Source organism: Mesonia ostreae (assembly GCF_031845265.1).
Taxonomy (GTDB): domain Bacteria; phylum Bacteroidota; class Bacteroidia; order Flavobacteriales; family Flavobacteriaceae; genus Mesonia; species Mesonia ostreae.
In genome coordinates this window covers 271622-293827 of the sequence record NZ_JAVRBG010000003.1, presented here as the reverse complement: position 1 = coordinate 293827, position 22206 = coordinate 271622, and the positions used below count along the sequence as shown (strand labels likewise).

The following is a 22206-nucleotide window of genomic DNA, read 5'->3' as shown; positions in this document are numbered from 1 at the left end:
TAGTAAATAAAAACGGAATAGAAAATCCGCGAGGATTTTCGTAAGTAGGCTAGAACTAGCAATAAATTATATACGGTGTTGGTGGCAGTGCTTTATTATCGGCATAGTTTTATTAAAAGTTCTATTGAAGTTCTTAACTCGCTTTCTGAAAATTTTTTTGCAGGTTCTGGATGGTCGATTGCATTTCTTATGTAGGTTGTTAATGAATTGTATGTTGTTGTTCTAAATGAGGAAGTTTTTTGATGAATTGATGGATTGTAATCTTGATGACTTATTATGAAATCATCACACGCCTTAACTGTACTTACAGATTCTTTGTTTTGAAGATATCCATAAAGTTCAATATGATAATCATTTGAAACAATGTCAAATGCTAAATAATTGGTTTCGGCACTTGTAATGCTGGGTAAAACAGAGGGTGCGTCGATTCTTTTTAGTTCAATTATTCCCCTTTTATCTATTCCCCTTTTATCTTTTAATATAATTGTTAGATTTTTATCTTTATTTAACAAAGCACTTTCCATTACATATTCTGAATGAGTAGCGACAAAGAGCTGTACATTTTGTTGTGTGTTATTTTCAGTAAATATGTCTTTATAATATTTTAGTATGCCTTTTTGCCATTTTGGGTGCATACTTAATTCTGGCTCATCAATCATTATTGATGAATCTTGAAGATTTTGATTATTTCGTAAAAGATAAATACCTCTGAAAACTATTTGTTTCTCTCCTGTACTTAATTTATCAATAGGAATTGTAACACCGTTTTTGTTAAATAAAATAACTTTTTCATCGTTGCTGTCCATAACTTTTTCATAAGACATATTTGTGAAGAAGCTGTCAAATGCTTTTTTAAAACGATATATTTTTGAATTAGGATAATATTCTTCCCAAGATTTAGGGTTATTACCTAAACTTTGATTTAATTCTGCATAGTCCGAATTATCTTGATTTTGAATGTCAACAATAAGTTGCTTTAGTGATGTGAAATCATCCTCTTTGTCATTGTCATATTTGTCAATATCTAATTGTTTTGTGGTTGTAAACTTTATACTATTTGTCTTATAGTCTGCTCTTGCTTTTGAAAAAACGCAACCATAACTTCTTGGGTCAAGATTGTTTGTGTCAATAGACTGCGGATTATTATTTCTGTTTGAGTTTATTGAAGTAATATTTCCATTTGGATGAACGATGTCAAAAAAGTCTTTCATAGAAGTGTTTGACGAGGATTGTACAGCTTTATAAACAGAGTTATTTATAACATATTCTATAAAATCGAAATATTCAAAAGAACCAATATTTAAGAATGTACTTATGCTCTCTAAAATTGAAGTTTTACCTGTTCCGTTTTCTCCTGCAAATATTACATTATCATATGCATCTCCAGATGTTGAGTTTGTAAAGTCAACTTCCAAATTCCCTAAAATGGGATGATTTAACCACTTCACTTTTTTTATTCTCATAATTTTGTTTGATAACGGGATTTTTTTTGCATTGCCACCAACGGTTTTGTATATGAAAAGTAGCGTGTAAGTATACACATACTTTTCCGACTAAAATAACGTTATTAAATAAGCAAAGCAAATTTGTTAGAAATAGAATTAGCTATTTTTTATATACGTTGTTGCCAGTAGTTTTTATATTTTTGTTCTAAATTTTCATAAATGTTATTACAATTTAGTGGTTTTCACGGAACAAGTGTAAATGCTGCAAAACAAATAGTTAGTTCTAATTATGAATCGTCAATAGGTGATGATGAATGGTTAGGGAATGGTGTTTATTTTTTTGTAAATGGCATTAGCTCCAAACCAGAAGAACAAGCTAAAAAGTGGTCTATTGCTGAGGCTTGGGACAAAAACAAACAGGTTAATAAGTATAAAAGTTATTGTGTTATTAATTCCGTTATTGAAGTTGAAGAAGAAAATTTTTTAGATCTAACTAAAGAAGAAGGTGTTGAACTACTAACTTATATTAGTGATTGTTTTGAAAGGAAAATTAAAAAACTTAACAAAAGATTTAAACCAATAGATGGATTATTAGTTAACTTAGCAAGAGATGAAGGTATTTTACCAATAGATGTTGTTAAAGGGAATTTTTATATTAAATTTGCAAAAGAAAGAATTAAAAACATTACATTGAGAACTTCTAATTGTACAATATGTACAGTTTATGAACCAACTAAAAATATAACTAGTTCTAATATTATAGAAATAGGGGATATAAAAGATGAAACTAAAAAAAGATATAAAGAATCGAATAGACCAATACTTTGAAAACATAAGTCCAGAGGAATTATATTTTAAAGCAATTGGTAAATATGGTTTTGAAGAAGATTTAGATTTTGAAATTGACAATCAATTATTTGATACGGTCGGTCAAACTTTCTATTGTTCAAATTCTGATAATAGCGTAGATACTAATGATATGGAATCTTTACTCTTAGCTGCTTAATATGAAAATTCAATTAGAAAATTGGAGAGTAATAAACGTAAACTTTTCATCAATTAAAGGTGAGCCAAGAGAGAATAATTCTTTTGACTTATCTACTGGACATTTTTTTCCTAAAGAGATTAAAAATTCTTTTGGTGTTGGATTTGAAATAGAAGTAAAGGATAAATTTTTTGATTTATTTGTTGAGGCTGTTTTTATGTTTAAACTCAATGATGATATTACAGAAGAATTTAAACTTTCTAATTTCCCTAAAATCAATGCACCAGCAATAGCTTTTCCATTTTTAAGAGCATATGTTTCAAATTTAACTTTACAATCGGGTTATGACCCAGTAATTCTGCCTTCTATTAATTTTGTTCAGTTCGTAAAAGACAAGGAAGAATCCGTTAAAAGCGAAGAGTCTGCTGATTAGTCAAATTACTGGCAACGTGTTTGTATAACCGCCGTTGTGGCGGATTTGGCATTAAAGATAGCAAAAAAGCACAAAAATGTGGATTTATCGTAAAATATTCGGTAGAAAACCAAACCGAACAATGGCTGTTATACGGTGTTGGCAGCTTTGCTATTTCGGATTTTTGAGTTAGAACTAATTTTTTTGAAACGACGAACGTTGTGCTTTTGCGTTCTGCTATTTACTGCAAATCCAGCCGGATTTTTGTTCTCCGTAGAATTTTCGAGTTGGTTTTTTGAACGTTGATCTTTTAGCTTTTGAATATTTTTCTAAACAACTTTTATCCGAAACCATTTTTTGCGTTCCGTTGAGAAAATATTTTAAAACCGGATTTTTGGCGAGGGCAGAACATTCGGTTAAAACTGGCTTTTTGGAAAAACGAAATCTAATTCAGTCCGCAATTTTATAGAAAAATATATTTTAAAGCTCAAAAAAATTATTTGATTTAGATAAGCTTTTTTCAGTCGGCCGAACCATCCAAAAGAAAGATAACACCGATTAAAAATATAATTCTCAAAATAGTTCTGAATTCGGTTTTTGCATTGCTGCCAACGGTTTTGTATATGGCTCGTAGCGTGTAAATTAGCGATTATTTTCGGATTTAGCACAAGCCAGATTTTTAAATTTTACTATTTTTCTTTTTTATTGGAAATCGTCAAATTTAAAAATTTGGCGACTTTCCAAGTATGCCTTAACTTCGATTAAGCAACTGCCAAGCTATGAGCTATATACGGTGTTGCCCACAGTTTTTTATTCGGTCATCCAATTTACTAAATCTTTTTCATTTACTATCGACCAAGAATGTGGATGTCTTTCTCCATTTGCTCGATAACCTCGATTTTCTGTTTTTATAAGTTCAACATTTGTATTTCCAAATTCAGATTTTAATTTGTCCGCCAGTTTTTCAATGTAAAAAGCGTTTAAATCCTCAAAATCGTTTTTTCTATTTTCCTTCCACCATTTTAAATCAGGTTCTGTGTATAATCTGATTTTTAGATTTTTCAATCCTCTCAAGTTCTCGATATTTTCTGTTTCGTAAGTAAAAGGTGATTTTTTTTCATAATTAGCTATTCCGTTTTCAGGATTTCCAAACTCTTTGTCAAAAAAATCTTTTATCCACGTTGCTTCTTGAACAGACGGTTCTGCAAAGTTCATTTCCAAGTTCTTTTTGGCAGTTTTATAAAGTGCTAAAAGGTCAATTGGTGAGTCCACAATAAAAAGACCTTCGGGTTGAATTGAGCTTTTATTTTCTACAAGGTAATTGCTAATTAATAAACTCACGTTTCCGCCACTTGAAAAACCACCGATGAATATATTTTTTTTGGTTAGGTCGTTTTGAGAGATTATTATTTCCAGCTGTTCTGCTAATTTTTGTTTTTCCGTCTGATTTAAGAACAAATGTTGATTTAAATTCATTGCCAAAACTGAAAAGCCGTTTTTACCACTAACTTCCTTGATTTTAAATTCGCTTAATGTGTTTTCCGCGTCGCAAGGGAAACAAGGAAATAAAATCAATAATCCTTTTTGATTTTCAGCTTTGATTAATTCAAATTCCGAAGTTTTAATAATTTCAGACGTAGGTATTTCAGTCGGATTATTTTTCTCGTTTTGTCCTTTGCAAGACATTGTAATCAAAGCTAAAATTATGAGGTATTTCTGCATTTTTTTCAAATTGTGGGCAACTAGTTATATCAGCTCAAATGTACACCTTTAGCGTTAATATTTACGGGATAACAACACATTTTTAGTATTATATCCAGTTTCTTTTAAATGTAAGACCGCAGTGTCTAACGGACTTTTAATTCGTAATAAATCCTTTTTGCTAACGTGTGTATAAATCATAGTTGTTTCTGGTCTACTATGCCCTAAAAGCGACTGAATATATCTCAAATCAACGCCATCTTCCAACATATGTGTAGCATAAGAATGCCGTAAGGTATGTGGAGTTACCCGTTTTAAAATTTTTGCATATTTACAGGATTTCTTTAGAAACGCGCGTATACTGGAAGGACTGTATTCTCCGCCATTTTTGCCTTCAATTAAATAATTATCAGGGAGATATGTATTTACGTAGTTGTAAAATAAGGCAACCATACTTTCTGCCAATATTACCGTGCGATCCTTTCGGCCTTTTCCCGAAACAATACATATTTGTTTCCTTTCTACATCAATATGTGCAACTTTCATCGCAAGCAATTCTCCTATACGTAAACCAGAAGAATAGATCAGCGCCAAAATAAACCGATGTTTTAAATTTTTGGTGACCTGTAAAATGCGTATCACTTCTTCTTGAGAAAGCACCGTTGGCAATAATCTGCTTTTTCTTGGTCTTAAATTTTCTAAATTCTCTATTCCTTCCACCTCAAAAAGATTCGAAAAATGTTTTAAAGCACTTACACATTGTCTATGAGAACTTACCGAATATCCCTGCTTGGTGATTACCTTCTCTAAAAAAAGCTCCATATCTCTATAGGTTAAAGAATTTGCCGGTTTTTCGCTGTATACCACCAATTTCAATAAAAATCCATAGTAAGAACGCACCGTACTCTCACTAAATCTTTTGCCTCTTAAGTAAGAAACAAATTTTTTGAGTTCTATAACCTGATCTTGATCTAAATCAGTTTTACTTACCGAAGCAAATTTTCGTTTTAGCTCACGCTTCCGCGGAAGTAATTTTTTAACGTTTTTCATTTTTTCGTAATCTACATAGCATCCTGCTTCATTAAAGTATTTGAATAAAAAGAATTGATTCTCCTTAGAATACGGAATATAGTATGCGCTATGCGCAGCAGACCATTTTATATGTAGAATTTTCTTGGTTAATTGCTTTAAGCGATGATCAAATGTAGAAAACCGAACCCCAATTTGGAGTGCTTCTTGAAGTAAAAACGAGTCTAAAATTATAAAAGCCATATCTGTCGATTTAGAAAACCAGCCTTCAATTTAACCAAAAAAAATAAATTAAGGAAAAAATGTGAGTCTTAACTTCCTAAATAATTTTTTCAGAATTGTTTATATTCTCTTGAAAATGAGTGTCTGGCCTTCGTGTCAATTTCTTTTACTTTCAAAATTTGATAAATCTGCTTTTATTTTCTTCTGATAAAAAACAATTCAATTAAGGCATTATCTGTTTAATTTCACCCTGGTGAACTATTTTGCGTGGCTGGTCTGTTAAAGCGTTAACCTGGAAAAAGCCGAAGTCTTTTTCCCCAAATAAGCAGAACTTGAATAGTTCTTATTTCAGCTAGACTAGTTTTTTCCAAAAAGCATTTTTTGCACCATTGTTTAAGTGTAAAAAGCGTATTTAATTGTGTCTGATAGATCACTAAAATATAATCTAAAGAAAATATGGCAGGTAATTAATCAGAAAGATTTACGGGGCTAGATGACATTAAAATTAAAAGACTTTATTCTTTACTTATAAGTATGTAGTACTTTTTTAAATCAACCTCAATTTCTTCTAAACTCACTTTAAAAGGCATTTTCTTCCATTGGTTGGTGGGAGAAACAAGAACATCTTTTCCGTTTACATTCAGGGTTAAAGGCATATTAAAATCTTCCACATCGGTGTTCCAACGTGCGTAGACCTTATTTTTTTCCTTTTTTAATTGCAATTCCGGTAAACGGGAATATTTTAAATATTGGTCAAAAACAGGAGTGAGTTTTGCCTGTGTACGTTTTTCAAAATAGTTGATCACCGTTGGCGTATCAATAATTTGATGTTTGTAAGTTTCAGTATATTCTTTTAGTAAAGTCCACCATTTGTCGTCATCATTAATTACGCTTCGAATGCTGTTTAACATATTGGCACCCTTATAATACATATCGCTAGAACCTTCTGTATTTACGCCATAATCGCCAATAATAGCTTTATTATTCATGACCGAACCTCTTAACCCAAACAAGTAGGTGAGGGCGTCTTCTTTTCCCCAACGGCATTCTACATAAACCGATTCTGCATAGGTAGTAAAAGCCTCATGAATCCACATATCGGCAATATCTTTTGCCGTAATGCTGTTTCCAAACCATTCGTGTGCACTTTCATGAATTGTTATAAAATCCCATTTTAAGCCGACTCCAGTTCCAGATAAGTCTCTACCTAAATAGCCATTTTTAAAACCATTTCCATAAGCCACCGCACTTTGGTGTTCCATTCCCAAGTAAGGTGTTTCTACCAATTTATACGAATCTTCTATAAAAGGATATTCTCCAAATTTTTTATAAAAACAGTCCATCATCGGTTTTACTTCTTTAAACTGTTTCTCTGCTTTATCTTTGTTATAAGAAAGCACATAATAATCTAAATCTAAGTCTTGGTACGTGTCGTGTATATGCACATAATCTCCAATATTTAATATAATGTTGTAATTATTAATGGGGTTTGTCACCTTCCAACTCCATTCAGTAAAACCATTGTTTAGATCTTTTTTTCCGGTAAATCTCCCGTTAGAAACATTCATCAATCCGTTGGGAGCGGCCACATGAATTTCGGCTTCCTCTGGTTCATCACTTTGATGGTCTAAATTAGGATACCATAAACTGGCACCAGTACCTTGTACGGCAACACTCACCCAAGGCTTTCCATTTTTATCTTTTGTAAATATAAAACCGCCATCCCAAGGCGCATTTTTAGCAACAATAGGATTTCCTGAATAATAGAAATCAACCTTTATCTCTTTTTTCCCGTCAAGCGGAATTGGAAAATCTATAAAAACCGCATTGAACTCTCGTTGATAGCTAAGTTGTTTTTCCTGAAACACAATAGAATCAACCTTCATATTCTCAAAAAGATCTAACTGAAGCCTTTGCGCTGGTTTTAAAACCTTTAAAGTAATTTTATTTACCCCAGAAATATATTTTTTCTCCGGATTTACCTTCACGTGTAAATCATATTTTAATACATCAAAATTGGTTCTTTCAGGTCTTAGAGAACCGCGAAGCGAGTCGGCTTTGGTATAATTTCCTTTTTTGTTGCTTAAAACTTGAGCCGTGCTAGAAAGCGTAATTCCAAGAAGTATAAAAGTGAAAATAATCTTTTTCATAGTATAGATTTTAATATTAACTAGATTTAAATTGCAAAAACGATGCAATTTGGCACTTGACGGATACTAAATAATATGGGTAAAGTTAAAGTCAAGCAATTGTAAGCACCACCGTGCCAACCAACCTAATCCTTTAATTGCGCGATTGTATTATTTAAGTTAGCATGAACACTAAGGGAATGGGTTTTTAAATTTTGCGATTGCTGATCTAAAATAACTTTTAAATCTTGTAATTTTTTTAAGTTATTTTGGTTTCTGTACATATAAGTATCTGCCATTGCAAAAGAAATAGGGCTGGCTAAAAGCTCTTTTATCTTGGTAAGTAAATACGCATCTATTTCTGGGTTTTTTTCATCTTCTTCATAAAGTCTTCTCAGGATTTTAGAATTCTCTTGAATTGTATAATAAAGTGGCGAATTAATCACCGTATCTATAGAAATCTGCGGAGCTAATTTTCCTTTAATATGAATGTTTTGTCCTTTAAGCCATATTTTTTTATTGATAATTTTTTTATGCGTGTACAGCTTAAGATCATATAAATCGTTAATAGAATCTTCAACTAAAAATAAAGCGGCATTATTTTTATATACTGCGGTCATTTGTTTTTTCCTATTGGCAGATTTTAGCATAATACTGTCTAACTGCAAATTGGAAGTTTTAAATTCTATTTTAAGGTTGTAGTCTTCTGGAGGATCTTCCTGTTTCTTTTCGTTTTGGCAGGCTGTAAGTGCTATTACGCAAAAAATGAGGATTAATTTATAGAATCCAGTTAAATGTAAACATTGTAAATGCATTACTTGTCTTTGTTAAATTTCAGTTTTTTATTTTTTTAAAAGCGTGAAAATAGTTTTTTTCCAAGCTTTATCAAACTCTATTTCTTCAATTCCTTCAGATAAGATATCTGATTTTTCTAAAGCTAGAAGCTTTCCTTTTTTATTCCAAATCATGCTATATAATTGCATTGGTTGATAGGTAACTAATGGGTCTGTTCTTTCTCTTTTTTCATTTACTTTATAAGATCGGTGAAGCACAAAACCTAGATTCTTGTTAGTTTTCGAAGTCTTCAGAATATCCTTTAGCCATTCTGGAGTCTCTACTTTTTTAGGATTATAACGAATTAATTGCAAATAGTAATCACCTAATTTTTCTCTTGAAACTTTATTAAAAATGTCGTTTTGGATAGATTTTGAATCTGTAAACGCTAACTTTACTTGGTTATCTATAACGATGGAATCTAGAACATCCAAAGATCTTATATCAATTTTTTTATTAAAATGATTCTCTAAAGCTGTAGTTCGATTAAGTTCATTAGAATAATATTTAGAACCAATACCAGCATAATCTGGTTTTTCCATTATATAAATTGCAGGTAGAGTATAAGAAAGCTCAGCATATTCATCCTTAGAAAGTGTCGTAAAAGTAGAGCTACAACTGCTTAACGACAGAAGAATTATAAAAACGAGTAAAATTTTGTTTTTCATATAAATTTGATGAGCATCTAAACTACTCATTTTAACTAAAAATGCTACCCATAACGGATAGCATTTTTATTTTTTCTATAGATCAGTTTATATTTAAGAATAGTATAAAGTTGATGAGTTCTTTATATATAAAATACAACCTAAAACCTATTAAGTCTGAATCACGCCAAGATTAAAATCTTTAGTAATAGGAGCGTGGTTGGCAGCTTCAATTCCCATAGAGACCCATTTACGAGTATCAAGAGGATTTATTACACCGTCGGTCCAAATGCGCGAAGCCGCGTAATACGGACTTACTTGCTCGTCGTAATCTGCTTTTATTTTATCAAAAAGTTCCTTTTCTTTTTCTGGAGTAATTTCTTCTCCTTTCTTTTTTAAAGAAGCTGTTTCAATTTGCAACAATACTTTAGCAGCAGAATTTCCACTCATCACCGCTAATTCAGCACTTGGCCAAGCAGCGATTAAACGAGGATCGTAAGCTTTACCACACATCGCATAATTTCCTGCGCCGTAAGAATTTCCTATAACAATCGTAAATTTAGGCACTACGGAGTTGCTAACCGCATTTACCATTTTAGCGCCGTCTTTAATAATGCCGCCATGTTCACTTTTACTTCCTACCATAAAGCCGGTGACGTCTTGTAAAAATACCAACGGTATTTTCTTTTGATTACAGTTCGCAATAAAACGAGTGGCTTTATCGGCAGAATCCGAATAAATCACGCCTCCAAACTGCATTTCTTTCGGCTTGGTTTTAGACGCTGTCGTTTTTACAATTTTTCTTTGATTAGCAACAATTCCAACGGCCCAACCATCAATTCGGGCATAACCGGTAATCAAAGTCTGTCCATAACCGTCTTTGTAAGGTTCAAAATCAGAGTCATCTACCAAACGATTTATGATTTCCATCATATCATATTGATCACTTCGCTTTGCAGGCAAATGACCAAAAATCTCTTGCGGATCTAATTTAGGCTTCACCGCTTTCTTTCGATTAAAACCAGCCTTATCAAAATCTCCAATTTTATCTACAATATTCTTAATCTTGGTAAGCGCATCCTTGTCATCTTTCGCTTTATAATCGGTTACCCCACTAATCTCACAATGCGTTGTGGCTCCGCCAAGCGTTTCATTATCTATACTTTCTCCAATGGCAGCTTTCACCAAATAGCTTCCAGCCAAGAAAATACTTCCTGTTTTTTCAACAATAAGCGCTTCATCACTCATAATAGGAAGGTAGGCGCCACCAGCGACACAACTTCCCATCACTGCGGCAATTTGGGTAATTCCCATACTGCTCATCACCGCGTTGTTTCTAAAAATGCGTCCAAAATGTTCCTTGTCTGGAAAAATCTCGGCTTGCATCGGTAAATACACCCCCGCGCTGTCTACCAAGTAAATAATAGGCAAACGGTTTTCTATAGAAATTTCTTGCGCTCTAAGGTTTTTCTTTCCAGTGATAGGGAACCAAGCGCCCGCTTTTACGGTAGCATCGTTGGCCACTACAATCACTTGTTTCCCAGAAACGTAACCTATTTTCACTACAACGCCACCGCTAGGACATCCGCCGTGTTCTTCATACATTCCGTCGCCTGCAAAAGCAGCAATTTCTATAGCCGCCTTAGGATCGTCCAATAAAAAGTCGATTCGCTCTCGTGCGGTTAATTTTCCTTTAGCGTGGTGCTTTTCAATTCGCTTTTCCCCGCCACCTAAGTGTACCTTTTTGAGTTTACTATTTAAGTCTGAAACCAATAATTTATTATGGTCTTCGTTTTTATTAAATTTTATATCCATGGTTAAAAGTTATTCAGTTTTTGGGCGTTCCCCATTTATCAATGGGTCAGGCTTTCGCTACTCGCTTCCCAATTCTCATTGGGAGAGCTCAAACAGGCCGCTCAATCCTTAACGCATCTAATTGGATAGCGAAAATACAAAAACCTAAACTTATTTTAGCCCTAAAGATTTGTTATAATCTTAGTTTTTTCTAGAATAGATAGTATTTTTGTAAACTTACCAACATTCAATTTTAGTAAAAATTAAAGCATATAAGAAATGAGCATGAATAAAAACACTGTTTTGGCTTGGGCCACATTTATCATGATTGTCGTAGGAATAGGATTAATAGCTTTAGGGGCATTTAGATACAATGAAGTTGCCGGCTACGGTTTTGCCGCAGTGGGAGTAGGCTTCTTTGCTATTGCTTGGGTGTTTAATGCCTTAAAGGGAAGAGTGTAAAATAGAAAGTATGATAGATCAAGCCGTAAGAAAACAATTGGTAAAGCATTTGCAAGGAGGAGAAGCTTTTGTGCCTGTCTCCAAAATGCTTCAAGAGATTCCTTTTGATCTACTAGGGGAGCGCCCCAAAGATTTGCCATACTCTTTTTATGAACTTTTCTATCATATTATGTATACGCAAAAAGATATTTTAGAATTTTGTATATCGAAAAATTATAAAACTCCCGACTGGCCCAATGAGTATTGGCCAGCACACAAGCAGCCTAGAACAAAAGAAGACTGGGAAGACCTGCAACATCAATACAACTGTAACTTAGAAAGTTTGACTGCTTTTATAGAAGACACCAGCAATTCCCTTACACGACCTGTAAAAAACGGAAAAGAGGGACAAACTTTATTGCGCGAAGCTTTATTGGTGATAGAGCATACTGCATACCATACGGGACAACTATTGGTTATTTTGCGTTGTTTAGGATTGCATACTTCATAAAAATAAAAATTTCATGAAAACGATAACTTCATTCTTTATCCTCGCCATAATATTAACCACCAATGCTTGCCAAGAGGTAAAAAAAGAAGAAGAAAAGACCAATTCAAAAACTACAACAAATACCTATTGGGTAAATAGCTATAAAAAAGAGTGTAGTGGAGGCGCAGGAAAAATGCAGTGTTTACTCGTTTCAAAAAGCGAAAATTTAAAAGATGCTTCTTGGGAATTCTTTTATGAACCTATAGCAGATTTTACATTTAAACCAGCATATTTTCAGCAGATTAAAGTGGAAGAAACTTCTTTAGATTTAAAAAGTGTCCCCGCAGATGCTTCTAGCATCCAATACCGTCTCCTAGAAACGCTAAAAGAAGAAAAGGATATGAGCTACGCTTTACACGATATTTGGGTGGTAGAAAATATGAATGAGAATGCTATCGCCAAAGGAACAGACCATCCCAGATTGGAAATTAATCTTACCAAAATGAAAATATACGGTAATGATTCGTGCAATGAATTATCTGGAGAAATTACTAAATTTACGGAAGATAAAATTAGTTTTGAAAACATCGCACTAACTCGAAAAATGTGCCGTGATATGAAAATACCTAATACTTTTAAAAGAGCATTGCTTTCGGTACGCCGTTATCATAGAGAGAATCTAAAGCTTCGTTTCTATGACGAAAAAGACAACGAAGTTCTTCAGCTTCAAAAAACAGATTAATTTAGAGCATATTCGCTTTTATTCAAAAAACCGAAAAGCTTCAATGTTCACCAGGTTCACCAGATCTCACAAGTTTTGAAAACCTATGAGGCCTTTATTGAAAACTCGGAAGGGATAAGGTTTTAGAATGTAACTTACTTTTTTGAAAATAATTTTATCGAGTTCGCGTGGATGTTTCTACTTTAAACTGCTACTATTTATCAAAAAATTACAATCAAGTCCCTGTCATTGCTGGCCAGCCCCAAAGGATTCATTCTAGCGGCAAGCGGTCTTGGCTCTTTATTAGACAACAATCATTTATAGTATAAATGATACAAACGCTCAATTTGTTGCATAAAAATGGGTACACTTAAATTTCCTCCTTTTCGGATACATTCTTTCCCATCTATGAAAAATAACATAGTAGGAACTTGAAAAACAGTATAACGTGCGGCGATTTCGGGATGTTGACTCGCATCAATATTTAAAAAGGAAAGCTGAGGAAAATGTTCACTCAAAGCTTTTTCTAATTTTGGACGCAGGCTTTGGCAAACGCTGCAATGAGTTCCGCTAAAATAGAGTAAGCTAGCTTCTCCTGTAGCAATTTGATTTTCAATCTTTTCTAAGTTCATAAGTATAGCTTCATCAAAAAGTAAAATTAGAAGATGTTTTCTTATTCAAATTCATGTATTTACATCATTATTTTTCAGATATTTGCGTTAGCGATAGCAGCGACATCCTCTATTTTTGCGATTCAGCAAAAATGGAGATATAGCGAATAGCGCGGCCTTCCCTTCCATTTTTTTTGGGAGGGAAGGAACGCCCAAATTAACTCAATAAAACAAAATTACAATGGCAGATGATAAAAAGGTGATTTTTTCCATGTCGGGACTCACCAAAACTTATAAGAATGCAAATACTCCTGTATTAAAAAATATCTACTTAAGCTTTTTCTACGGTGCGAAAATTGGGATTTTAGGTCTTAACGGATCTGGAAAATCAACTTTATTGAGCATCATTGCAGGGCAGGAAAAGAACTATCAAGGCGATGTGGTTTTTTCTCCAGGCTATTCTGTAGGTTATTTGGAGCAAGAACCAAAATTGGATGAAGACAAAACGGTGTTGGAAGTAGTGAAAGAAGGCGTTGCAGAAACTATGGCTGTCTTGGACGAATATAATTCTATTAACGACCAGTTTGGATTGCCAGAAGTTTATGAAGATGCAGACAAAATGCAAAAACTCATGGACAAGCAAGCGGCTTTGCAAGATAAAATTGATGCGACCAATGCTTGGGAAATTGATACTAAATTAGAAATCGCGATGGATGCGCTAAGAACGCCAGAAGCCGATAAGAAAATTGGTGTACTTTCTGGTGGGGAACGCAGGCGAGTGGCCTTGTGTCGTTTATTATTGCAAGAACCAGATATTCTACTATTAGATGAGCCCACCAACCACTTGGATGCAGAATCGGTACATTGGTTGGAGCACCACTTACAGCAATATAAAGGAACGGTTATCGCAGTAACGCACGACCGTTACTTCTTGGATAATGTGGCAGGTTGGATTTTAGAATTAGACCGCGGAGAAGGAATTCCTTGGAAAGGGAACTATTCTTCTTGGTTAGATCAAAAATCTAAACGAATGGCACAAGAACAAAAATCGGCTTCTAAACGCCAGAAAACCTTAGAGCGAGAGTTAGAATGGGTCAAAATGGCACCTAAGGGAAGGCAAGCCAAGCAAAAAGCGCGTTTAAATAACTACGATAAGTTGATGAGCCAAGATCAAAAGCAAATGGACGAAAAACTGGAAATCTACATTCCTAACGGTCCGCGTTTGGGTAACAATGTAATTGAAGCAGTGGGTGTAAGTAAAGCTTTTGGAGATAAATTGTTGTATGAAGATCTTAATTTTAAACTTCCGCAAGCGGGAATTGTAGGAATTATTGGTCCTAACGGAGCGGGTAAAACTACCATTTTTAAGATGATTATGGGCGAGGAGACACCAGATAAAGGTGAGTTTCAAGTAGGGGAGACGGCTAAAATCGCTTACGTAGACCAGAGTCACTCTAATATAGATCCTGAAAAAACCATTTGGCAAAACTTTAGCGACGAGCAAGATATGATCATGATGGGTGGTAGAGAAGTAAATTCTAGAGCTTACTTGAGCCGATTTAACTTTAGCGGTAGTGAACAGAACAAGAAAGTGAATATGCTTTCTGGAGGAGAGCGTAACCGTTTACACCTAGCGATGACCTTAAAAGAAGAAGGAAACGTTTTGCTACTGGATGAGCCTACCAACGATTTGGATGTAAATACACTGAGAGCTTTGGAAGAAGGTTTAGAGAATTTTGCAGGATGCGGCGTAGTCATTTCTCACGACCGCTGGTTCTTAGACAGAGTGTGTACGCACATTCTTGCTTTTGAAGGAGATTCACAAGTCTACTTCTTTGAAGGAAGCTTCTCTGATTATGAAGAAAATAAGAAGAAACGTTTGGGTGGCGATATTATGCCAACACGTATTAAGTACAAAAAGTTAACGCGATAAGAAGTTCACTTTTAATCCCTCCAGAGGGTTTAATTTCTCGAGGCTTGCCTGGAAATTTGAAAAAGTATTTTCCTATTCATAGCTAGAGGGCACGTCCCGAGGTTGTTGATTCTAAACAAAAAAGCTCTTGAAATTTTCAAGAGCTTTTTTGTTTTTTAGTAGTTACTAGGCAAATACAAATCAACTGTGATAGTTGTCGTATAGCGTTTAGCGTACAGCGTTTATCGTTTAACGCTTAGAGTCTTGAGTCTTATGTCTAGCATCTAACGTCTAACCTCTAATATCTATCCTCAACCGCCTTTTTCTATTAACCTATTCCTTTAAAATTGTCTTGCGATACGTATTCTCTTCGGTATCAACTTTTAAAATATAAGTACCTTTTGCCAAGCTACTCAAATCTATGCTAGCATTAGAATTGCTTTTACGAAGTACATTTTGTCCTGTGATAGAAATTACTTCTACATGTTGAATTACTTCCTGAGATGGTAAATCTATATGAATAAAATCTTTTACCGGATTAGGATAAGCTACTAAAGCTTTTTTATCTAGTGTTTGAACACCGAGGTCTTCATAAGTAGTCATTACATTATCATAATACGCACTTCCTCCATAGTTGTTGTGCAACATATTTATTCCCGAAATATCTAACTGAGAAAAATTAACTCCTGTATAAACCAATTCATTATTTATATAATAGCTTATTTCATCAGAAGAAATTTCAATTTTTATAGTGTACCATTCATTGGCATTCCAAGAAGCATCTTCTATATAAGCAAAATCGTAATCCTCACTAACAATAGCGTAAAATTGACCTTGGTTTTCTACTCCAACTCCCAGTACTGGCGTAAATTCCTCATTGTCGATAGCATATGCTGTAAACTCAAAATCTGCGCCTAATTGTTCCGTTACCAAAATATCATAAGAAATGGTCAAATTTTCATAAGTTAACGGAGTATCAAAAGCTTTTGCGGCACCAAAAATAGGTAACCATTGAAAATCAAAATCGGGTTCATAAGCATTTTTGAAAGAAAATACTCCGTCTTGTGCCATTTCATCAGAAATAACTTGATTTGTTAGAACTCCATCGCTTCCTTCGGTTACTTCCCAATCATTTTGATTATGAATTGTTCCTAAGCTATAGCCTTCACTTTCTTCGAAAGATATAGTTTGCTGTGCGAACGCAGTGAGGTTTAAAGTTAATGCAACTATTAATACACTTATTTTTTTCATTTTGTTTCTTTTTATCATCGCTCGATAGGAGCTAAATTTATTTTAATTTTCTCTTCACTACTTTCTTGGTAGCTTTAATAATAGCATCGGCGTTAAGGCCGTATTTTTCCATCAATTGCTCTGGGGTTCCGCTTTCTCCAAAAGTATCTTGGGTAGCGACAAACTCTTGAGGCGTAGGATGATTTTCGGCTAATACTCTTGCAACACTTTCTCCTAATCCGCCAAGGTAGTTATGCTCTTCCGCAGTAACGACGCATCCAGTTTTCTTTACGGATTTTAAAATCGCCTCGTCGTCTAAAGGTTTGATGGTGTGAATATTGATTACTTCCGCAGAAACTCCAGCTTCTTCTAATTGTTCTGCTGCTTGAAGCGCTTCCCAAACTAAATGGCCTGTAGCTACGATGGTCACATCTTTCCCTTCGGTTAACATAACCGCTTTTCCTATTTCAAACTTTTGATCTTCAGCCGTGAAATTAGCCACTTTTGGTCTTCCAAAACGCAGGTAAACAGGTCCGTCGTATTCTGCAACGGCTAAGGTTGCTGCTTTGGTTTGGTTATAATCGCACGTATTAATAACGGTCATTCCTGGCAACATTTTCATTAAGCCTAGATCTTCTAAAATTTGGTGTGTTGCGCCATCTTCTCCCAGCGTAACTCCGGCGTGAGAAGCACAAATTTTCACATTCTTTCCAGAATAAGCTACACTTTGTCTTATTTGGTCATAAACTCTTCCCGTAGAAAAGTTGGCAAAAGTTCCCGTAAACGGAATTTTTCCTCCAATCGTCATTCCTGCAGCCATACTCATCATATTGGCTTCGGCAATTCCTACTTGAAAAAAACGCTCGGGATGGTTTTCTTTAAAGGCATCCATTTTTAAGGAACCTGTTAAATCTGCACACAGCGCTACTACGTTTTCGTTCTTTTTTCCTAATTCTTCTAATCCCGCTCCAAAACCAGAGCGTGTATCTTTTTTACCTGAATCTGTATATTTTTTCATTTCGTGTGTGTTGTGTCGATTAATAATCTCCTAGAGTTTCTGGATTTTGAGCTAAAGCAGTTTCTAATTGCTCGTCGTTAGGCGCTTTCCCGTGCCAAGCGTGGGTATGCATCATAAAATCTACGCCGTTCCCCATCACAGTATGCAATAAAATACAAACTGGTTTCCCTTTTCCCGTTCTCGATTTAGCTTCTTTTAAACCTTCTATTACCTGGGTAATGTTATTTGCATCTTCTACCTCTAAAACCTCCCAACCAAAAGCTTCAAATTTTCCTCTTAGGTTTCCTAGTGGAAGAACATTTTCTGTAGAACCGTCAATCTGCTGTCCGTTTACGTCTACGGAAGAAATTAAGTTGTCTACTTTGTTTCCGGCAGCGTACATAATCGCTTCCCAGTTCTGACCTTCTTGTAACTCTCCGTCGCCGTGTAAAGAATAAACGAGATGAGAATCTTTATTTAATTTTTTAGTTTCGGCGGCACCAATAGCAGCCGACATCCCTTGTCCTAGTGATCCAGAAGCAATTCGTATTCCGGGTAAACCTTCGTGGGTAGTAGGATGTCCTTGTAAGCGAGAATCTAATAATCTAAAGGTATTAAGCTCTTCTACAGGAAAAAATCCGCTTCTAGCGAGAACACTATAAAATACGGGTGAAATATGTCCGTTAGATAAAAAGAAAAGATCTTCATTCTTTCCGTCCATCGTAAAATCTGTAGAATAATCCATCACTTCTTGATAAAGTGCCGTAAAAAATTCGGCGCATCCAAGAGAACCTCCTGGGTGACCGCTATTTACTTTATGAACTTGTCTAAGAATATCCCTTCTTACTTGGGTTACAAAGTCTTCTAGTTGTGCTATGTTTGACATGATAAACGTTGTGTTAAATCGATTTCTGCAAAAGTAACCTTAATTAAAGGCTTTTAAAAGAAATTTAAAGTGAATTATTAACCGAAAATGTGAATATAGATTTATTTGTGTCTTCGTAAGATATAAGAACGCTTCGCTGCAAGACCTAAGATAAAAGACTTGTTTAGTAATATAGTTATGATTTGAGTAATTAAGCTTATATATCATTACGCTATAGATTGCTTAAATAATAAAGGTTAGATCAAATAACACCAGTTTATTCTATCACAATTTTAAAATAAAACAGGTAAAAAAGAGGTTACTGTACATTACCTCCAATTCGTTTTTCAGAAAACTGCCGAATTTAATAATTGAAGTTATCTATTTTTTTCAAGTCATTGCATAGAGTTGTTTATCTTTGCACTTTTGAAAAAGACATATGAAATTTGATTTATTAGCCAAAGATAGTGGGAGTAAAGCCCGAGCTGGAGAAATAACCACCGCGCACGGAAAGATAGAAACCCCTATTTTTATGCCTGTAGGCACTATAGGAACTGTAAAAGGAGTTCATCAAAGAGAACTTAAGGAAGAGATTAATCCCGATATAATCTTAGGAAATACCTACCACCTTTATTTAAGACCTCAAATGGAAGTGCTTAAAAAAGCAGGCGGTTTGCATAAATTTATGAATTGGGACCGCAATATTTTAACCGATTCTGGCGGATATCAAGTCTACTCGCTTTCGGCTAACCGAAAAATAAAAGAGGAAGGCGTAAAGTTTAAATCTCATATAGATGGGAGTTTACACTTTTTTACTCCAGAAAACGTGATGGACGTACAGCGAACCATTGGAGCCGATATTATCATGGCTTTTGATGAATGCACACCGTATCCTTGCGATTATCGCTACGCCAAACGTTCTATGCATATGACGCATCGTTGGTTGGACCGTTGTATGGTTCGTTTTAAAAATACACCTCCGCTTTACGGATATGAGCAAAGTTTATTTCCCATCGTTCAAGGAAGCACCTATAAAGATTTAAGACAGCAATCTGCAGAATATATTGCTAAGGCTGGCGCCGAAGGAAATGCGATTGGCGGACTTTCAGTAGGGGAACCTGCGGAAGAAATGTATGCCATGACTGAAGTGGTGACTGCAATTTTACCAGAAGATAAACCTAGGTATTTAATGGGCGTAGGAACCCCAATTAATATTTTAGAGAATATTGCTTTAGGTGTTGATATGTTTGACTGTGTGATGCCAACCCGAAATGCGAGAAATGGAATGCTGTTTACCGCTCACGGAACTATTAACATTAAAAATAGAAAGTGGTACGATGATTTTTCTCCTATTGATGAGATGGGAATGACTTGGGTGGACACCGAATATTCTAAAGCGTATTTGAAGCATCTATTTTCTGTAAACGAAATGCTTGGCAAGCAAATTGCTACCATACACAATCTAGGATTCTACCTTTGGTTAACTCGTGAAGCTAGAAAGCATATCATTGCTGGAGACTTTAGAGAATGGAAAGATAAAATGGTGAAACAAATGGATAAAAGGTTATAGATTGAAAATATTAGATTGGTACATTCTGAAGCGCTATTTAGGAACGTTTTTTACGTTGCTGTTGCTGTTTATCCCAATTGGGATTACGGTAAACCTTGCAGAAAAGATTGATAAAATCTTGGCGAACGAAGTACCCTTTATAGAAGTAGCCTATTATTATGTAGATTTTACCATTTATTTTGCCAACCTGCTTTTTCCTATATTTTTATTCTTGTCGGTGATTTTTTTCACCTCTAAGTTGGCGAACAATACAGAAATTATCGCCTTTTTAAGTTCAGGGGTTTCCTTTACTCGGTTTTTAAGACCTTACTTAATAGGAGCTACGATTATATGTTTTGGTGCTTTGATTATGGGAATGTATTTAGCGCCAAGTGCCAGTCAAGGATTTAACGACTTTACTTATGAATACCTAAAACGAGGCAAAGGAGCAGCAGAAACAAAAGACGTCTTTAAGCAAATTAATGACGACGAGTTTATTTTTGCTACCAATTTTGATCCTAAGAATAGAACTGCAAGTAATTTTAGTCTAGAGCATTTTAAAGAAAATGTACTTCAATTTAAGATAAGCGCTAGTAGATTGAGCTTTAATCCCAAAGACTCTAGCTATACCTTATCTAATTTTGAAAAAAGAATAGTGGGAGTTGATTCCGATGATGTGTTGATTCAAAATAGAAAACTGGATACTGTTTTGCCTTTTGAATTTGATGAACTTACTCCGGTTTCCTACATTGCCGAAACCAAGAATTTTACCGAGCTAAATGAATTTATAGCGCAAGAGAAAAAACGAGGTTCCGCCAATATCAATAGGTATAAAGTAGTGGCTTACAAACGATGGAGTTTACCGGTTTCTGCATATATTTTAACGATTATTGCGGTAGCGGTTTCGGCGATGAAGAGAAGAGGAGGAATGGGAGTTAATTTAGCTATAGGGATTGCGATAGCCTTTGTTTTCGTCTTTTTTGATAAAGTGTTTGGTACCATGGCAGAGAAATCTACGTTTTCTCCATTGATAGCGGTGTGGTTTCCCAATGTCTTTTTTGGGGTGCTCGCTTTTTTCTTACTGCGAAAAGCTAAGCGCTAATTTTATTAGAAATTACGATTATTTCCGTAAAGTAAATTCTACTTTAAATTAATAAATCTAAGTTGGATTACCCAAGCATAAGTTTTATATATTTGTAGGCTATAAACTAATAAAAGCCATAACCCACTATGGAATACTTAGAATTTGAAGCTCCCATCAAAGAGCTACAAGAACAATTTAATAAAGCTTGCGCCATTGGTGTAGATAGTGAAGTAGATGTAAGTGAAACCTGCAAGCAATTAGAGAAGAAATTAGAATCGACTAAGAAAGAGATATATAAAAATCTAACGGCTTGGCAACGCGTTCAATTATCAAGACACCCCAATAGACCCTATACCTTAGATTATATTAACGCCATTTGTGGAGATACATTTTTAGAGCTTCACGGGGATCGAAATGTGGCAGATGATAAAGCCATGGTTGGTGGCTTAGGTAAAATTGGAGATCAAAGCTTTATGATTTTTGGTCAGCAGAAGGGCTATAATACCAAAACAAGGCAATACCGTAATTTTGGTATGGCCAATCCAGAAGGCTATCGCAAAGCATTGCGCTTAATGAAATCTGCCGAGAAATTTGGAGTTCCTGTAGTAACATTTATAGATACCCCTGGTGCTTATCCCGGTTTAGAAGCAGAAGAACGCGGACAAGGAGAAGCAATTGCTAGAAATATTATAGAAATGACTCGCCTTAAAGTTCCTATCATCGTCATTGTGATTGGAGAAGGAGCAAGCGGGGGAGCTTTAGGAATAGGTGTAGGAGATAAAGTGATGATGTTAGAAAATTCTTGGTATTCTGTAATTTCTCCAGAAAACTGTTCTTCTATTTTATGGCGAAGCTGGGATCATAAAGAGCAAGCAGCCGAAGCATTAAAACTCACGGCTACCGATGCGAAGAAACTTAAAGTAATTGATACGATTATCAAGGAACCTTTGGGTGGAGCGCATAGCAACAGAGAGGAAATGTTTACAAACCTAAAAAAGGTAATTATTGATTCTCACGAGGAATTAAAAAACTTATCACCAAAAGATTTGGTGGATGCTAGGATGGAAAAATATTCTTCTATGGGAGTCTTTAAAGGTTAGCAGCACTT

21 protein-coding genes are annotated in these 22206 nt (G+C 34.9%); 10 read left to right on the top strand and 11 right to left on the bottom strand.

The window, feature by feature from the left end; translation table 11 throughout:
- Nucleotides 1-95 precede the first annotated feature (95 nt).
- Complete coding sequence (locus RLT85_RS04880; RefSeq protein WP_311400909.1) at nucleotides 96-1463, bottom strand: AAA family ATPase; 1368 nt, start codon at nucleotides 1461-1463, stop codon at nucleotides 96-98.
- A gap of 201 nt (nucleotides 1464-1664) precedes the next feature.
- On the opposite strand from RLT85_RS04880, the gene RLT85_RS04875 reads away from it, so the two are divergent.
- Genes RLT85_RS04875 through RLT85_RS04865 form a run of 3 tightly spaced genes read left to right on the top strand, consistent with a single transcriptional unit; the run spans nucleotide 1665 to nucleotide 2863 of the window.
- Nucleotides 1665-2273, top strand: a complete 609-nt coding sequence (locus RLT85_RS04875) for a hypothetical protein (RefSeq protein WP_311400908.1) — start codon at nucleotides 1665-1667, stop codon at nucleotides 2271-2273.
- Nucleotides 2227-2451 carry a hypothetical protein gene (locus tag RLT85_RS04870; RefSeq protein WP_311400907.1) on the top strand — a complete coding sequence of 75 codons (225 nt, stop codon included), beginning with the start codon at nucleotides 2227-2229 and terminating at the stop codon, nucleotides 2449-2451. The genes RLT85_RS04875 and RLT85_RS04870 overlap by 47 nt, the downstream gene beginning before the upstream one ends.
- Before the next feature lies 1 nt (nucleotide 2452).
- Complete coding sequence (locus RLT85_RS04865) at nucleotides 2453-2863, top strand: protein-export chaperone SecB (RefSeq protein WP_311400906.1); 411 nt, start codon at nucleotides 2453-2455, stop codon at nucleotides 2861-2863.
- Between the two features lie 789 nt (nucleotides 2864-3652).
- On the opposite strand, the gene RLT85_RS04860 is transcribed toward RLT85_RS04865, so the two are convergent.
- The 6 genes from RLT85_RS04860 to RLT85_RS04835 all read right to left on the bottom strand — a co-directional run bounded on the left by RLT85_RS04860 (nucleotide 3653) and on the right by RLT85_RS04835 (nucleotide 11219).
- A complete protein-coding gene (locus RLT85_RS04860) occupies nucleotides 3653-4564 on the bottom strand; it encodes a hypothetical protein (protein WP_311400905.1) in 912 nt (303 codons plus the stop codon).
- 54 nt (nucleotides 4565-4618) lie between these two features.
- The gene (locus RLT85_RS04855; RefSeq protein WP_311400904.1) at nucleotides 4619-5815 is read right to left on the bottom strand and encodes a tyrosine-type recombinase/integrase; all 1197 of its coding nucleotides are present in this window, start codon (nucleotides 5813-5815) and stop codon (nucleotides 4619-4621) included.
- 494 nt (nucleotides 5816-6309) lie between these two features.
- A complete protein-coding gene (locus tag RLT85_RS04850; RefSeq protein WP_311400903.1) occupies nucleotides 6310-7944 on the bottom strand; it encodes a M1 family metallopeptidase in 1635 nt (544 codons plus the stop codon).
- A gap of 125 nt (nucleotides 7945-8069) precedes the next feature.
- On the bottom strand, nucleotides 8070-8738 hold the full coding sequence (locus RLT85_RS04845; protein WP_311400902.1) for a hypothetical protein: 669 nt from the start codon (nucleotides 8736-8738) through the stop codon (nucleotides 8070-8072).
- Between the two features lie 27 nt (nucleotides 8739-8765).
- Nucleotides 8766-9425, bottom strand: a complete 660-nt coding sequence (locus RLT85_RS04840) for a hypothetical protein (RefSeq protein WP_311400901.1) — start codon at nucleotides 9423-9425, stop codon at nucleotides 8766-8768.
- Between the two features lie 150 nt (nucleotides 9426-9575).
- Nucleotides 9576-11219 carry an acyl-CoA carboxylase subunit beta gene (locus tag RLT85_RS04835; RefSeq protein ID WP_311400900.1) on the bottom strand — a complete coding sequence of 548 codons (1644 nt, stop codon included), beginning with the start codon at nucleotides 11217-11219 and terminating at the stop codon, nucleotides 9576-9578.
- Between the two features lie 264 nt (nucleotides 11220-11483).
- Between RLT85_RS04835 and RLT85_RS04830 the strand changes: the two genes are divergently transcribed.
- From RLT85_RS04830 to RLT85_RS04820, 3 genes are read left to right on the top strand one after another with little or no spacing between them, the layout of a single operon-like run.
- A complete protein-coding gene (locus RLT85_RS04830) occupies nucleotides 11484-11660 on the top strand; it encodes a CAL67264 family membrane protein (RefSeq protein ID WP_311400899.1) in 177 nt (58 codons plus the stop codon).
- 10 nt (nucleotides 11661-11670) lie between these two features.
- Nucleotides 11671-12150: a DinB family protein gene (locus tag RLT85_RS04825; protein WP_311400898.1), complete on the top strand. Its 480-nt coding sequence runs from the start codon at nucleotides 11671-11673 to the stop codon at nucleotides 12148-12150.
- 13 nt (nucleotides 12151-12163) lie between these two features.
- Nucleotides 12164-12871 (top strand): DUF4377 domain-containing protein, encoded by a 708-nt coding sequence (locus RLT85_RS04820; protein ID WP_311400897.1) that lies wholly within the window; start codon nucleotides 12164-12166, stop codon nucleotides 12869-12871.
- Between the two features lie 293 nt (nucleotides 12872-13164).
- On the opposite strand, the gene RLT85_RS04815 is transcribed toward RLT85_RS04820, so the two are convergent.
- On the bottom strand, nucleotides 13165-13482 hold the full coding sequence (locus RLT85_RS04815) for a thioredoxin family protein (RefSeq protein ID WP_311400896.1): 318 nt from the start codon (nucleotides 13480-13482) through the stop codon (nucleotides 13165-13167).
- Between the two features lie 220 nt (nucleotides 13483-13702).
- On the opposite strand from RLT85_RS04815, the gene ettA reads away from it, so the two are divergent.
- Nucleotides 13703-15394, top strand: coding sequence for an energy-dependent translational throttle protein EttA (gene ettA, locus RLT85_RS04810; RefSeq protein ID WP_311400895.1), 1692 nt, complete (start codon nucleotides 13703-13705; stop codon nucleotides 15392-15394).
- Nucleotides 15395-15706: 312 nt separating this feature from the next.
- Here the strand turns inward: ettA and RLT85_RS04805 are convergent, their stop codons facing one another.
- Genes RLT85_RS04805 through RLT85_RS04795 form a run of 3 tightly spaced genes read right to left on the bottom strand, consistent with a single transcriptional unit; the run spans nucleotide 15707 to nucleotide 18486 of the window.
- A complete protein-coding gene (locus tag RLT85_RS04805; protein WP_311400894.1) occupies nucleotides 15707-16624 on the bottom strand; it encodes a T9SS type A sorting domain-containing protein in 918 nt (305 codons plus the stop codon).
- A gap of 37 nt (nucleotides 16625-16661) precedes the next feature.
- Entirely contained in the window at nucleotides 16662-17621 is a 960-nt protein-coding gene (locus RLT85_RS04800) for a transketolase family protein (RefSeq protein WP_311400893.1), read from the bottom strand.
- Between the two features lie 19 nt (nucleotides 17622-17640).
- Complete coding sequence (locus RLT85_RS04795) at nucleotides 17641-18486, bottom strand: transketolase (protein WP_311400892.1); 846 nt, start codon at nucleotides 18484-18486, stop codon at nucleotides 17641-17643.
- 418 nt (nucleotides 18487-18904) lie between these two features.
- On the opposite strand from RLT85_RS04795, the gene tgt reads away from it, so the two are divergent.
- The 3 genes from tgt to RLT85_RS04780 all read left to right on the top strand — a co-directional run bounded on the left by tgt (nucleotide 18905) and on the right by RLT85_RS04780 (nucleotide 22198).
- Nucleotides 18905-20035: a tRNA guanosine(34) transglycosylase Tgt gene (gene tgt / locus RLT85_RS04790; RefSeq protein WP_311400891.1), complete on the top strand. Its 1131-nt coding sequence runs from the start codon at nucleotides 18905-18907 to the stop codon at nucleotides 20033-20035.
- 1 nt (nucleotide 20036) lies between these two features.
- Complete coding sequence (locus RLT85_RS04785; RefSeq protein WP_311400890.1) at nucleotides 20037-21116, top strand: LptF/LptG family permease; 1080 nt, start codon at nucleotides 20037-20039, stop codon at nucleotides 21114-21116.
- A 128-nt stretch (nucleotides 21117-21244) separates the two neighbouring features.
- The gene (locus RLT85_RS04780; protein WP_311400889.1) at nucleotides 21245-22198 is read left to right on the top strand and encodes an acetyl-CoA carboxylase carboxyltransferase subunit alpha; all 954 of its coding nucleotides are present in this window, start codon (nucleotides 21245-21247) and stop codon (nucleotides 22196-22198) included.
- Nucleotides 22199-22206 lie beyond the last annotated feature (8 nt).